We start from the raw sequence: 14662 nt of genomic DNA on the forward strand, positions 1-14662 counted from the left end.
TCCATTGGAAACGGGGGGGTCTTCACCATAACTATTAATAAGGTTTACTTCCATTGCATCTACTGCAAATGTGGTCCTATGTCGGTTATTTATATACCGATATCACCTTAAATTTTGGTCAAAGAGGAGGGAAGGGTACAGGAAGTTATCAGGATTTGAGGTTCCTGAAGACTTATGTCCCCAAATCGGTTATGGTGCAAAGACTGCGGAATCCCTATTGTTGAACTCCGATTGCCAGGTCTTTGTCTATAATCGAAACTTCATTTCCATTCACAGGGTCCTTTTTGCCAAATTTCAATCAGGAGTGAATGGTTAAAAAATGGATCTTCCGATTCAAAAAACTTACAAATAACACTTTAATACAATGCTTGGTATCTCTCTCCACTATTCCATTGGTAAGGAAGTTAATTCGGAGGAGCAGGAGATGGGATCAGGCATGGAAAAACCGTGGAAATGAATTAGATCTTACATCGGGTCTGGTTTTTATGACCCCCCCGTGAAAAAACTCTACTTACCTGTCACTCCCAGGGTATGAAGATTGCCTGATTCAAAGGGCTCCGTTTCCGGGGTCCTCAAGATTCAGAACCCGTAATTACAGAATCCCGGGATGACATATTCTGCAATCCGATGCTTCCGGATATCATAATACATCGAATCATAATACATCGAATCATAATACATCGAATCATAATACATCGAATCATAATACATCGAATCATAATACATCGAAATTTGCATGTAATTCCTGCGTTCACGACTAAATTAACCCCAACGACTAACTTGATCTCCGGATCCAGAAAGCTGTAGATTTAAACGGCAGGTTTCAAGTTTAAAGCTGCTAAATTAAATCGTTTGAAAATGAAGTTGTAAAATGCTCGTAGTGGTTTAAAATTGTGCGAATTCACTCCTAATACATTCCAGTTGTTTGCGATTAATTTGTTGCAAGAAGAGGGTCATTCATGATGAAAGCTCAATCATTAGACGGGCTGTTCGAAAAATTACTTGACGGACAGTCAATTTTCAAAAACAAAGAGGTCCTTCGACCTTCATACACTCCGGACCTGTTACTCCACCGGAATGAACAGATCAATAGCCTTGCAACCATTCTGGTCTCTGCGTTGAGGGGTGAGACTCCTTCCAACGTGCTGATCTACGGAAAAACAGGGACTGGAAAAACTGCCGTGACCCGCTATGTGGGAAAAGAACTGGAAAGGGTGAGTGAAGACAAGTCGATCTTTTGCTCGGTGGTCTACATCAACTGTGAGGTCATCGACACGCAGTACCGGCTTCTTGCAAACCTTGCCCGGCATTTCGAGGAAGAGGTCCCTATGACCGGGTGGCCCACGGATCAGGTCTTTATGAAGTTCAAGGAGGCGATTGATTCCAGGGACCAGGTCATTATCATAATTCTGGACGAGATTGATAAGCTGATCAAGAAAGGGGACGATGTCCTCTACAACCTCTCCCGGATCAACACGGACCTGCGCAAGGCCAAGGTCAGCATGATCGGGGTGTCCAACGACCTGAAGTTTACGGAGTTTCTGGACCCGAGAGTCAAGAGTTCCCTGGGAGAGGAAGAACTGATCTTCCCGCCCTACGACGCCGAGCAGATCAGCGATATCCTGAAGCAGAGGGCTAAGATGGCCTATAACGACGGGGTCCTGGGCGAGATGGTAATCCCTCTATGTTCTGCCTTTGCTGCTCAGGAACACGGGGATGCCCGGAGAGCTCTTGACCTCCTGAGAGTTTCAGGGGAAATTACCGAGCGGGAAAATCATCCCCAGGTCCTTGAAGAGCACGTGCGCCGCGCCCAGGAAAAGATCGAAGTCGACCGCGTGGTGGAAGTGGTGAGGACTCTTCCTACCCAATCCAAGCTCGTACTCTACAGCATCATCCTGCTCCGGAACCGGGGTAAGGAAGGTAAGAACATCACCACAGGGGAAATGTATAACGTCTACAGGCAGCTCTGTCACCACATCGACGTGGATATCCTGACTCAGCGCAGGGTAACGGACCTCATGTCCGAACTCGACATGCTGGGCATCGTAAACGCAGTTGTGGTAAGCAAAGGCCGCTACGGCCGGACCAAGGAAATTTCCCTCAGCGTTCCTGTGGAAAACACTCGCAAGGTGCTCCTTGAGGACTACCGCTTAAAGCCTCTTGTTGACTTCAAGACCTCCGTCTTTAACAAGATGTTCTCATGAAAGAGGTTTATAATTTATAATTGGGCATGGGATGGGTTCTTTCTTCCTTCCTTTGTAACAATTCACGTTTTAGAAGATTTCCAGATTAATTTTTAAACTTTGTTCAAAGGTCCGCAACTAAAAAATAATATTTTCAAAACATTTTTTTACTTTGAAAAATATATTAGCCATTCAATGAAGAACGTTCCTCAAGATGAAACAAAAAACATGAAGGAACAAGTAAGTGATTTGGAACAAAAAATCACACAATTAAAGGAAGAACTCGAAAAAGAGCGTAACGAGAAGCAAAGCAGTTTGCAGCACGTAGAAAAGCTCAAAACAGAGAATGACAACCTCACAAAGCAAACTGAACGCTTCAAAGAGCGTGCAAAAAACCTCAGAAATGAAAATAAATATCTCAAAAAACAACTTGCTCAATTTTAGGGTTCTGCACCTGTTCTCGCATCATCTGACAAGACTTCTGAAGCAGGTGGTGTTCCATCATCTAAAACTTATTACCGGCGAAATAGACAGGAAGGGCCGAAAAAAGCCAGAGGTGGTCAGCCTGGACATGTTGGACACGGGCGAAAAACACCAATTCCCAACTCTCCTCCTATATATATCAAAACGGAAGAATGTCCATGTTGCGGCACTCCTCTGGGCAAACCTGTTAAAGGTGCCAAAGAAACCCGTACCATCACTGAAATCCCAGTTCCAAAACCTACTATCTTTGAAATTATTTATCAAAGATATTGGTGCAAAAAGTGCAAAAAGATGGTTCGTGGAGAAGTTTCATGGATACCACCAAACCAGGAGTTTGGACCTTCTATAGCTTCATGGGTTGCTTATCAGCGAATGTTAGGATTGAGTATAGAAAAGATTCAATCCAGCTTGTATGAGACATATAATATCAAGATTAGTAGAGCCACTGTGCTTAAACTGGAAAAATGGGTGGCAGATACACTTCAGGAAGACTATGAGAAACTCCATAAAGAAATAGTAAGATCAAAGGCTGTCAATGGCGACGAAACGGGATTTAGGATAAACGGTAAGAATAGCTGGTTATGGGGTTTTACTTCTTTATTAGGTACTTACTATAAAGTTTCTCCAACTCGTGGTCACATAGTACCGGAAAGAATACTTGAAGGATTTAAAGGTGTTCTGGGAAGAGATGCCTGGAAACCGTATGATGTAGTAAAATGTGCGGGACATCAGCTTGACCTTCTTCATGTGAATAGGTGGTTGGAAAGAGCTGAAATTAAACACAAGATAGAACCTCGAAGTCTTTTAACATCCAAGCCTGCAAAAAGGACAAAACCTGGAAGACCACCTAAAAAGTTCATAGAATTCGTTGATGGTGTTCGATCAATTCTGAAAAGAGCAATTGAGTTCACGCAGAAAGATCCGCCTCCATCAATGGAAAAACGTAAAAATGCTTGTAAAGAGTTCCAAAAAGAGATGAAGGCTCTACTCAATAGACAATGGACTGATGTGGATGTCATCAGAATATCAAAAGAGCTTCGAAAGAGACAGTCCATGCTATTTACGTTCATGGAATTTGAGGGAGTACCCTGGCACAATAATGACGCAGAGCGTGCGATGCGTAAAGGAGTATTGCATAGGAAAATTAGTGGTGGGAGAAGGACATGGTACGGTGCTGGAGTATTTGAAGTGCTTCTGAGTATTTATGAGACGTCAAAGATGAGGGGGAAAAGATTTATGGAAATGTTGAAGGAAAAATTTGAGATACCTCCGAATGAAAGGAGTAGAAATACCTCAGCTTCTTAAACGTGAATTGTTACCTTCCTTTCTTCCTTCCTTTTTCACTTCCCTTCAGGAAAAACCCACCAGAGTCCTTTACCGGCTCTGCTAGAATTTTTGTGAGTTGTTTTCTTCTTTTCTTCATTTTTTTATTAGCTTTCACCTTTTTTTTCGTTCGTTCAGGAAATAATATATATGATCCTGTGGTTTGACTACGATCATGTTATAAACTTTATAAATCGGCCTCTACGTTTCACGATTCAAATTAAAAGGTTCAATTAAAAGGTTCAATTAAAAGGTTCAATTAAAAGGTTCAATTAAAAGGTTCAAATTAAAGGATAATTTATAATGAAGATCATAGCGTTCGTAGGCATGCCTGCCTCAGGAAAATCCGAAGCTGCCAGGACTGCCGTTGAAATGGGCATTCCCGTGGTTAACATGGGGGACGTGATCCGAAAGGAAGTGCTGAGACGGGGGCTTGAGCCCAGTGACGCCAACACCGGGATGGTTGCAACGGATCTCCGGAAATGTGAAGGCATGGACGCCGTTGCCAAACGTTGCATTTCCCAGATCCAGGAGACAGACTCGGAACTCCTGGTCGTGGACGGGGTTCGCGGGATTGCCGAACTTGAATGCTTCAGGCGGGAATTTGGAAAAAAGTTTGTCCTGGTTGCCATCTACGCTCCCCTTGATACCCGTTTTGATAGGGTTCAGAATCGGGGCAGAAGTGATGACATGGACAGTATTGATGGCCTCCGCAACAGGGACGAGCGTGAACTTGGTTGGGGCATGGGAGACGCCATCATAGCTTCCAATGCCGAAATCGAAAACGATTCCACTCTTGAAGTCTTCAAAGAGAAAGTTATTGCAGTCCTGAAAAACTATTCCGGAGAAAATCCGGTAGAGTAATTCATTTAATAACCCTGCTCATGTAAACCATTAGTATGAACCCACGGATCAGGTCTATCAGCTAAATCCATGTAGTAATTCTATCAGCCAAATCCACGGAGTAATTCTATCAGTTAAGGAGTTAATTCATGATACACGTCGAGGTTTCAGCAGCCGTATATCCCACAGAAGATCCTGAAAAGGTTTCCGGGGCAATCTTGAAGCTTTTTTCAGGTATTGAAATTGAAAGGATAGCTTCCGAAGCCGAAAAATCCGAATCAGGAGATGCCGGGTCTTTACCTTCCTTTTACCTCTTAGGGGAGGGAGGTTTTGACCTCCTGTTTACCCTGCACGGGCTCATCCGCAGGGAATTTATCATAGACAGCATGCGCAATAAAGCCTTCAATAAAGGTCTCTCCTCTGACGGCCTCTCTGTTAACTTTTTGCTCAACAAGCAGGCGGCTTTTGTGGGGGTCCCCAGCGTTCCTGCAGAAAAAGAGCCTATAGGGTCAATTGAGGTCAGCGTCAGGGCAGACTCTCCCGAGGAAATGGAGCGGCTTTTTGAGTGGCTCCTGCCTCTTACCGAAGACGGGAAACCGGTTGTTGAAGTGGGAATGGACTACGTGGAAAGGGACTGAAAAGTTAATTATATCTGACTTCCCGCCAACATCTTTACGTCCCATATCTTTACGTCCTACATCTTTACGTCCCATATCTTTACGTCCTACATCTTTACGTCCTACATCTTTACGTCCTACATCTTTACGTCCTACATCTTTACGTCCCGCACTTCTATGCAAATCAATGGAAAAGGAATGAATTGTCGTCATGCAGCTTCATCGAATCAGTTTTTCTTCGCGGTCGGTTGTTGAAGACCCCTTCAAATGGGCCTACACGCTTGAAGACCACGGGTATACGGGCTGGGAGATAGTGCAGGAAGGTTCCCAGTGCCTGAACAGTAAGACCATCCAGAACGTGCAAAACATTCATGAGACCACAAACCTGGAGCTGACCCTGCACCTGCCCTTCTCGGACATGAACCTGGCAGGTTTGAACGATTCCATCCGGGGGGAGGTCATCCGTCAGATGAAGCACTACCTGACCCTGGCCTCGAACTACGTTAACCTGGCAGTGGTCCACCCCGGCTACCTCTCTCCCTACGGGGCACAGGTCCCGTACGAGGCCTACCAGACAAACCTTGCCTCCCTTACGGAGATCTGTGACTTTGCCGCGGATTTCGGGATCTTGGTAGCCGTTGAAAACATGCCCGATTTCCCCAAAATCTTTGGGAAATACCCGGATGAAATGCACGAGATGCTCGATGCCGTCGGAAGCCATAACGTGGGTTTCACCTTTGACGTGGGGCATGCCAACACCGTGAGGCTTATAGACGAGTTCCTGGACCAGTTAGGGGGCCGGATTTCCCACGTGCACATCCACGACAACATGGGAGAAAAAGACGAGCACCTCCCCCTGGGGGAAGGCACTGTGGACTGGAAATCAGTCATGGAAAAACTCTCGGATTATAAAGGGATCTTCGTAACGGAAATGGCTTCTGTAGAAGAAGGGGTCAAAAGCCTTGAATTTTTAAGGAATCTGTAAGGTAATGAAGAAGATTATGAAGAAGGTTATCAAGATTATCAAGAAATTGTAATGTAAATTACTCACTCGTCTTCTTTCTTCTTCAACTTTCTTCTTTTCCTTTCAGGTACTCGACCCAGTCCCCGCTCTCAACCTTTTCAGTCCCGGTTTTATCATCGTAAACGTAAATGATGGCCCTTAATTTCTGTCCCCCTATTTCCAGACTCACGTATTCCCTGTGGTAGCCCCCGAAAAGTTCCATGTAATCAATGGATTTTGCAATTTCAAGCTGCTGTTTTCCTGAAAACTTCCGGACTTCGGCGAGTACGGAGTCTCCTTCCGAGGGGTAGACGGCAGGGTAGGGGCCAAGGGAGTAGAGAGCGTACCCTTTTATTCTGGCGGTCCCCAGGAATTCCGACCTGCCTGACAGGTCAAAGCGCCTGCTGTTGTAGAGTCCTTCTCGGAGGGAGCCGTAAAGGGCCATTATCATTTCTTTTTCTTCCGGCCTCTCGTAGGAGCGCTGCCAGCAGATATTTTTATGAAAGACGTTTCCGAAGAGACCCTTCTCCCTTTCCGGGGCTTTTTCCTGGCTTGAATCGTTTTCCATGAAGAATTCCCTTTGAAGAATTCCCTTATCTCATTTTGAGAAACCGTAGCCTGCAAAGCGCTGGGTCAGGTCCAGGTTTGCCAGCAGGAAGCGGTCCTCTTTGCTGTAGGCGACCTTCTTGTTTCCTGAGAGTTCCAGAACGCAGGTACTTCCGGGCAGGGCTTCTTTTGCTTCTTCCCCGTCCACTAGGATCTTTTCCACGCGCACGGGTTCGGACTGCAGGCCCACGAAGAGGTGAAGCACGCTTGCGAGTTCGACTTTTTTGGTGAACTTCGAGAAGGTGCACTCCAGGATGTAGTCAGTAGTAACGGTCTCCTTATCCGAGATGATAAAGCCCCTCTCGATATCCTTTGCCTGGACGTTTTTCAGGCGCATCCCTACTCTGGTGCCGGTGGGGGCTTCGGTGATGTCTACGTCGTGGCTCTGGATGGAGCGGATTTCGATGTCCCTGTCCAGGGGGAAGATTTTGGTTTTGTCCTTGTCCTTTGAGATGCCCTGTTTGGTAACCCCGAGCACTACACAGCCTTTCCCGGTAACATTAAAGGCGTGGTCTATGAATACGCGGGCAGGCAGGTCATTCAATTTTACCTGTTCTGCTTCAATTTCTGTTGCCATGGAGTTGATTAAGGCTTTGAGCTCGTCCACTCCTTCAAAGGGGTTCTTTGCGCTCCTGTTCGTGTTAATGGCGATGCAGTCCCAGCCCTCCAGTGCGGTACCTGCGGTGATCTGTTTGATCTTTGCCTTGAGTTCGTCAATGGCGAACATGTGGGTGGTATCGGACATTGTCAGGGCAATGATCCCATGCTTGAAACCCAGCAGGTCCATGGCGATGATGCATTCTCCCGTATGGGCGTCCATGCCTGTTGAGGGGATACAGAGGACTGCCATGTCTGAAATGTTCAGCGCCGTGATCAGGGATTTCAGGGTTTTCGGATAACTGTGGGGGTCGATAAAGGCAAGTTTAGGGGTTTCTTTGTCGTTGTTGTACAGGGTGATGTCCGAATGCGTTCCTTTTTTCCCGAGGTTTGCGGCAAGGGTGGTCCTTCCGCTCTGTTCTGTCCCGATAATTGCGATATTTGCCATGGTGGGTCCCTTTCAGGTGTTGTGTGAATAGATAGTTCTGTGAATGGATTTGTGTGAACTTGGATAGTTCTGTGGATGGATTTCTGTGAATGATAACTCTGTAAATATCCTGTGAATAGGTAGGGATACGTAAATAGAAGGTTTTGTTTCTGCCACTGGTATTAATATACTGCAATATATTTCTTTGCGAAATTTTCCGGGGAAAAGTCATCAGGACGTCATCATGGCTAGCATTCACGGAAAAAAAGGATTTTGGGTAATTTTCCCCTAACAAAGTTACCACAGTTCCCCTTTCCAGATTGCCTCGGTTTTGTCGTTCGTGCTCTTGTTTACTTTTTTGATGGTTATCCGGTACTCGTCCCCTACAGGCTCAGGGTTCTCGAAGATGGAATCTACTCCGAGCCTTTTCAGGTAGTCTTCGAATTCTACGGCGGTTTTCAGGTCCTTTACCCTGATCCGGACCTCGTCGTAGAGGCGCTTCCGTTCTTTGACGCTTTGCACGGAATCCCGGAGAGGGGTCAGGATGCTTTCCCCAAGCTGCATGCAGCGTTTCTTGAACTCGGCTTCGCTTTCTCCCCATTCCACTGCCTGGAATCCTTCCCTGACGATCCGGGAAAGCATGTAGTCCCTTCCGGACTCGTTGTAGAACTTGAAGGCATGCCTGAGGTCAGAGCAGTTGCTCCGGGAAGAGGTGTACTTCACAGAGGGCAGGACCATTGCCGGGTCTTTAATAACCACTCCTTCGTGCTCGATTTGGCCAAGGTTCCGGATTATTTTTGCAATTTCCCCGGGAGCCGTTTCCAGGGAAATTTCCCCGAAAGACTTCACCTGCAAAAAGCCATATTTTTCCAGGATTTCCCGCCTTCGGGCTGCAGGGAGGGGATCTCCAGTATTTTTTTTCCGGACGTCGAAGATGTAAAACTCTACGGACTCGACATCGTAGATTTCTTTGGGGACGTAAGGGTTGTCCGGCCCCACCATTTCCCCGTAGAGCACCAGGTCCGGATAGTCGTTGAAGAAATCCGGGTTTAATTTCGCCCTGGCCTTTTCCGTTGTATAGGGACAGATATATCCGCTCCTGGTAATTGCAAGGACCTCTCCGTTCACTCCGGTAACACGGACGTTGTAACCGTTCATCTTCTCTTCCACGACAACGCTCCGGAGACCGTCGAACTGCTTTTCGAGGGTTGGATAAAGTACCATAGCCCTCCGTATTTTCGGGAAACCCAGAACCATTTCGAAACTGTCATCTTTCTCATAAAACAATGTGCCCCTCTCAATATGGGAAATCTCCTTGTCGAAACGAAAAAGGTGCTCGTGCTCTCCCCAGTTCCGGGCAAGGTATTTTTTTTCGAAAAGGTGGCGTATTTTTTCTTCTTCAAACCCGAGATATCCGGCCAGCTTTCCGACAAACCCGGCATCAACAGTTTCACTACTCCCCGCAGTGTGCATAAGTATATCTATCTGCTTTCGGGCTTGAAATATGTTGTCCCTTAGCATCGTTTCTCTCGGGGAACGATGTGTTTTTCCTGGGGGAATTATGCTTTTTCTTTGGAGACTATGTGTTTTCCCTTAGGGAATTATGCTTTTTCTTTGGAGACTATGTGCATTCTCTGGGGTAACTATGTGTTTTCCCTAGGGAATTATGCTTTTTCTTTGGAGACTATATGTTTTCCCTTAGGGAATTATGCTTTTTCTTTGAGACTATGTGCATTCTCTGGGGTAACTATGTGTTTTCCCTAGGGAATTATGCTTTTTCTCTTTGGAGACTATGTGTATTCTCTGGGGTAACTATGTGGCATAAATAGATATGTCAAGAATCTTTTTAAGTCTTGACACTATAATTTTTAACGAAATTTAAATTTACAGTAATGAAGTTTAAACCTGTGGCAAAAAATATCTGGTGAAAGTAGAAGAAAAAATAGCTGGGAGAAAGAGATAGCAAAAAGGAGACATCAAAATGGCAGATGAAATTGATTATCAGATCATAGGCGATGACCTGCAGATTGTGGAAGTTGAACTTGACCCGGGAGAGGCTGTCCAGGCAGAAGCCGGAGCAATGATGTACATGGGCCCCGGAGTCCAGATGCAGACCAGTATGGGTGGTGAGAGCAAGGGGCTCCTGGGAGGCCTGAAAAAGGGTCTGAAGCGGGCTCTTACAGGAGAGAGTTTTTTCATCACAAACTTTACCCACCAGGGTCAGGGCAAAGGCCATGTGGCTTTTGGGGCTCCTTTTCCGGGGAAGGTTATCCCCCTGGATCTTGCCTCAATGGGAGGGAGTATGCTTTGCCAGAAAGATGCCTTCCTCTGTGCTGCAAGGGGTGTGGAAGTGGAAGTCGCCTTTACCCGCAAACTCGGGGCCGGGCTCTTCGGAGGTGAAGGTTTCATCCTGCAGAGGCTCCGGGGTAATGGCATGGCCTTCATCCATGTTGGCGGCACGATTGTCAAGAAGGAACTTGCGCCCGGAGAAACCTACCATGTGGACACAGGTTGCGTGGCAGCTTTTACCGAAAACGTAAGTTATGACATCACCTGGTCTCGGGACTTCAAAAACGCCCTTTTCGGTGGAGAAGGAGTCGTGCTTGCAACTCTAACAGGGCCAGGAACCGTGTACATGCAGAGCCTTCCTTTCTCCCGGCTTGCCGACAGGATTTTTGCGGCAGCCAGTTACCAGCAGAACAGGGGAGAAAGGCGTGGGGTTGCAGGTGCCGGCGACGATCTTCTTGGCGGGTTGCTCGGAGGGGACCGTTCTTTCTGAGCCGACAAACTAGGAAAATTCAAAAAATAGGAAAATTCAATTAAACATCGAAAATTTAGTTAAAAATAAGAATAATTAAACCTCGAAATTTAGTTAAAAACAGAAAAAGTCCTGCCCCAGAGGGGAAAGGACTTTTTTTCACCGTTTTCTTCTCTTTTCGCATTGAACTTTTCGCATTGAACTTTTCGCATTGAACTTTTCGCAATGTGCTCATTCTGCAATTGCGTTTATAACGTTCCTTCGTGTAAGGAAACCTACAAGTTCCTCTTCCAGGTTGAGGACCGGGACTCCTCCGAAGTCGTTTTCCAGCATGGTCTTGACAACTTCTGAAAGCAGAGTGTTGGTATAGACACTGGTCACGCTACGGGTCATGATATCCCCTACCAGGAGGTTCTTGATTCTGGAATCTTGCTGGTTGCCTGCCACCAGATCCCTGAAGGCGCGCATTGCTGCGACAATGTCTTCTTCTGCGACAAGCCCTACGAGTTTGCCATTTTCGACCACAGGCAGTCTGCCCACGTTGTTGTCGAGGATCAGGTGCCTGGCGTGGCTGACCCGGTCGGAGGGGCTGACATTGATCGGGTTTCTTTCCATGATTTCCCCGGCGTAGCCCGTAAAGCGGTTTGCTTCCATAAGTTCTTTCGGGGTGACCCAGCCCAGGATGTCCCCGTTGTTGGTAACGACGATCACTCCTCCTTTTTTCTTCATCAGGGTGAGGGCGTCGCTGAGGTCGGTGTCCGGCAGGACCTTTACAAAGTTGTCGGATACGGCTGTTGCAACATGCAGAGAGGATGCGGGTTTGCTCAGTTTCTTACGAGTTCCGAGCTCCTTGGTCAGACTTCTCATGGTCAGTACACCGAGCATCTGGTCGTTGTGGACTACCATTAGACGCTTTGTGTCCTTTTTCTCCATGAGATCAAGGGCGTGGGATATGGTGTCTGACTTATCGATCTTGTGTGGCTGTACCATTATATCTTTAACTTGCATGCAATTCACCTCATGCGTATCCAGAATTTTTTAATTGTTGTTTTCTGCTAGTTTGCGTTTTTACATCGTTTCTTGCTGCCGTTTTCAGTGTTCTTATTCTTTTCATCCTGTTTCACTGTGGGCAGCTTCACGGTTTTCCGTTGCCTGTTATGGTTCCGGTTATTCAGGCCACGACGCTTAGCTCATATCGCTTTTTTGTCGCCTTCTTATTGCCTTTTACATCACCGCTTTCATGATATCGGTCCTGCTGATTATTCCCACTATTTCCTCGCCGTTTGTAATGGGTAGGGCTGTAACATCTTCTTCAATCATCTTTTTTGCGGCTTCTTTTGCGCTTTCATTTACATCCAACATAACCACCGGGGAGGACATGATATCTTCCGCAGTCAGGGGTACTTCTTTTATGTACCTGTAGGTTTTCTGGCCTGCCGGGGAGGATTTCCTGGCCATCTTGATATTTTTTGTGGAAAGTTTGCCTTCACTGTCGGTGATATAGTTTAAGGCAAGGTTTCTTCGGGAAATGATCCCTGCAGGCTTTCCAAGGTCGTTCTTGACAATCACTCTTTCGATTTCGTTCTTGTTCATCTCATCGAGAACGTGGTTGATGGTGTGATGCTTGTGGACAGAAACAACATCTTCTGTCATCAGCCTGGAAACCTTCGTGTCCAGGTTTTCTTCTGTTCTGGCAACTTGGCGCACGATGTCGGTCCTTGTAACAATTCCGACAACGTCATTCTTTACCACGGGTATATCATGGACTCCATTTTCAAGCATCAGGGCGGCTGCCTGGGATATAGAGGCTTCGGGATAGATGGTGATTACCGATTCTGTCATCATCAGCTTGATAGGGATCTGGTCTATGGGTCTTCTCCTCCAGAGCGGTTCTGCCTGAGCCAGACGGTTGCTGATATCGGATTTAGTGACTATTCCCACCATCTTGCCTTCATTCAGGACAAGCAGCGTACTGATCTTGTGTCTTAACATCAGATTTCTTGCATGAGACACGGGTTCATCTGATTCTATAACATATACAGGTGAACTCATTATGTCCGCCACATTCATGAAATACCTCCTTCATTTTTATAATGTATAAGCATCAATAATTATAGTTTTTGAGTCAAATGTGAACTTTTTAATTTTTGGTTGTAACCTTCTCAATTTTCATTCGTGGTTTGTCTAATTTTTGTAAAAGCAAAGTTCGCATAGCATCAAGTTTATATTATTTAGAACCAGCTGCGCCCTGAGCGGCACTCCTGAACAACCCTTGGACAACCCCTGAACAACTCCTGAGCGGCACTCCTGAACAACCCTTAGACAACTCCTGAACAACTCCTGAGCGGAACTCCTGAGCGGAACTCCTGAGCGGAACTCCTGAGCGGCACTCCTGAACCAACCCCTGAACATTCCTGATGCTCCTATCTTTCCGATTCTGAATGTTCCTCTTAAGGCTTTTTTATCTAAAGTCCTTCTGCCAATAATTCTGAATCCAGGCCGGAAGTGCCGACCCGGGAGTTTCAGCGTAGTATTGATTCAGTGCTGATTTGGCACTGGTTCTATAGGTTAAGATTGGGATTTATTCAGTTGGGTATTTGTTTTGGAGTTCAGGCACCTGGTCTTAATTAAGAGTCCAGTTCAAACTTACAGAGCTCTCAGGAAATCGCGCTCCGTAATGATGCCGCGGATGAGTCCGTCTTCCAGGATCGGAAGGGATCCTATTCTTTTCCCGAGTATGATTTCCAGGGCTTTTCCCATGTCCGTCTCAGGTCCTGTCCAGATCAGTTCCTTTGAAACTATCGAGCCTACAGGCTGGTCGAGGGCTTCGTGGATGTTTCCGGTTACCAGTTTGTGGAAGGCATCTCCCCTTCCAAGGAAATGAACAATGTCCGAGGCTGTGACCATTCCCGCAAAGATCCCGTCTTTGACCACAGGAAGTCTTCGGAATTCGTTTTCAACCATGATCTTTGCCGCTTGTCCGATGGGCGTGTCCGTGGATACCATTGTTACTTTTTTGCTCATGTATTCCCGGACACCAATGTTTGTCACAAGTCCGCTCATCAGCTCTACAGCGTTTCGTTCGGTGAAAATTGCCACGACCCGCATCTCGTTATCCACAACCGGGAGCCCTCCGGTCTTTCTATCGAGCATCATTGAAACGGCATCGTCGAAGTTTGCATGCTCATTGATGCAGGCAACGTCAGTTTCCATGATCTGCCTTACTTCCTCATTTACTGCAGCCAGCAGGTTGCCCTTGTAGCGGTTTTCAACAAGCAGGTTCCTGCTTCCGCCTCCCAGGAAATCGATGATATCCACGGAAGTGACGATCCCTTCGATCCTCCCTGTCCCGGGATCCGTAACTGGAATGCGTCTGAATCTCTTTTCAGTCATGATCTTGACCGCTTCCATTATGGTTGCGGTGGGAGGAAGGGTGACTACATCCTTTGTCCCCAGGGCAAGGATTATCCCCTCATGTTTCGAGATCCTGGATTTGAAATCCACAGGCCCTGTATCCATTGTGCCTGTGCTGCTAATCATTCTAGGATCTTTCCTCTGTACTCCTCTGTCCACTTTGTTCAGTCTGGCCTGAACTTTCGTTTTTTCGGCTGACGCTAGTGTCTTATTTTTGTTCAATTAGATCACCGAATTCGAGTTGCCGTTAGTGGTTTTTCATACACCGTTTTTCTCTTCCCGCACTTTTGCAGGATTTCCCCTGAAACATTCGATTTTTCCCGGTTCAGCAGTTTTCCCGGGCTTTTTTTCAAAAATAAAAATTTTTGGCCAATTTTTTTGGAAAACACCTCTCCAAAACTCTTCCTC

At 46.4% G+C, this 14662-nt stretch carries 12 protein-coding genes and 1 pseudogene; 6 read left to right on the forward strand and 7 right to left on the reverse strand.

Going from position 1 to position 14662, the window contains the following annotated elements; translation table 11 throughout:
- Positions 1–579: 579 nt before the first annotated feature.
- The gene (locus tag MSMTP_RS18750) at positions 580–738 is read right to left on the reverse strand and encodes a hypothetical protein (RefSeq protein WP_156153610.1); all 159 of its coding nucleotides are present in this window, start codon (positions 736–738) and stop codon (positions 580–582) included.
- 221 nt (positions 739–959) lie between these two features.
- On the opposite strand from MSMTP_RS18750, the gene MSMTP_RS00005 reads away from it, so the two are divergent.
- From MSMTP_RS00005 to MSMTP_RS00035, 5 genes and pseudogenes are all read left to right on the forward strand, one after another.
- A complete protein-coding gene (locus MSMTP_RS00005) occupies positions 960–2204 on the forward strand; it encodes an ORC1-type DNA replication protein (RefSeq protein ID WP_048176934.1) in 1245 nt (414 codons plus the stop codon).
- Positions 2205–2378: 174 nt separating this feature from the next.
- Positions 2379–3971, forward strand: a pseudogene (tnpC, locus tag MSMTP_RS18215) (IS66 family transposase).
- 321 nt (positions 3972–4292) lie between these two features.
- Positions 4293–4853 carry a dephospho-CoA kinase gene (locus MSMTP_RS00025; protein ID WP_048176942.1) on the forward strand — a complete coding sequence of 187 codons (561 nt, stop codon included), beginning with the start codon at positions 4293–4295 and terminating at the stop codon, positions 4851–4853.
- 128 nt (positions 4854–4981) lie between these two features.
- On the forward strand, positions 4982–5470 hold the full coding sequence (locus MSMTP_RS00030) for an RNA-binding domain-containing protein (protein WP_048176943.1): 489 nt from the start codon (positions 4982–4984) through the stop codon (positions 5468–5470).
- A gap of 190 nt (positions 5471–5660) precedes the next feature.
- Positions 5661–6434: a sugar phosphate isomerase/epimerase family protein gene (locus tag MSMTP_RS00035; RefSeq protein WP_048176945.1), complete on the forward strand. Its 774-nt coding sequence runs from the start codon at positions 5661–5663 to the stop codon at positions 6432–6434.
- 82 nt (positions 6435–6516) lie between these two features.
- Here the strand turns inward: MSMTP_RS00035 and MSMTP_RS00040 are convergent, their stop codons facing one another.
- From MSMTP_RS00040 to MSMTP_RS00050, 3 genes are all read right to left on the reverse strand, one after another.
- A complete protein-coding gene (locus MSMTP_RS00040; protein WP_048176947.1) occupies positions 6517–7020 on the reverse strand; it encodes a gamma-glutamylcyclotransferase in 504 nt (167 codons plus the stop codon).
- A gap of 30 nt (positions 7021–7050) precedes the next feature.
- Positions 7051–8103 carry an elongation factor Tu gene (locus MSMTP_RS00045; protein ID WP_048176949.1) on the reverse strand — a complete coding sequence of 351 codons (1053 nt, stop codon included), beginning with the start codon at positions 8101–8103 and terminating at the stop codon, positions 7051–7053.
- Positions 8104–8379: 276 nt separating this feature from the next.
- Entirely contained in the window at positions 8380–9555 is a 1176-nt protein-coding gene (locus MSMTP_RS00050) for an RNA ligase (protein WP_048176951.1), read from the reverse strand.
- Between the two features lie 508 nt (positions 9556–10063).
- Here MSMTP_RS00050 and MSMTP_RS00055 point away from each other — a divergent pair.
- A complete protein-coding gene (locus MSMTP_RS00055; RefSeq protein WP_082090433.1) occupies positions 10064–10861 on the forward strand; it encodes a TIGR00266 family protein in 798 nt (265 codons plus the stop codon).
- A 210-nt stretch (positions 10862–11071) separates the two neighbouring features.
- Here MSMTP_RS00055 and MSMTP_RS00060 read toward each other — a convergent pair whose 3' ends face one another.
- The 3 genes from MSMTP_RS00060 to MSMTP_RS00070 all read right to left on the reverse strand — a co-directional run bounded on the left by MSMTP_RS00060 (position 11072) and on the right by MSMTP_RS00070 (position 14380).
- On the reverse strand, positions 11072–11848 hold the full coding sequence (locus MSMTP_RS00060) for a CBS domain-containing protein (protein ID WP_197076113.1): 777 nt from the start codon (positions 11846–11848) through the stop codon (positions 11072–11074).
- 216 nt (positions 11849–12064) lie between these two features.
- Positions 12065–12910: a CBS domain-containing protein gene (locus MSMTP_RS00065; RefSeq protein WP_048176955.1), complete on the reverse strand. Its 846-nt coding sequence runs from the start codon at positions 12908–12910 to the stop codon at positions 12065–12067.
- Positions 12911–13486: 576 nt separating this feature from the next.
- Complete coding sequence (locus tag MSMTP_RS00070; protein WP_231582849.1) at positions 13487–14380, reverse strand: CBS domain-containing protein; 894 nt, start codon at positions 14378–14380, stop codon at positions 13487–13489.
- Between the last annotated feature and the right edge of the window lie 282 nt (positions 14381–14662).

The sequence above is a fragment of the Methanosarcina sp. MTP4 genome, assembly GCF_000970045.1.
Classification (GTDB): domain Archaea; phylum Halobacteriota; class Methanosarcinia; order Methanosarcinales; family Methanosarcinaceae; genus MTP4.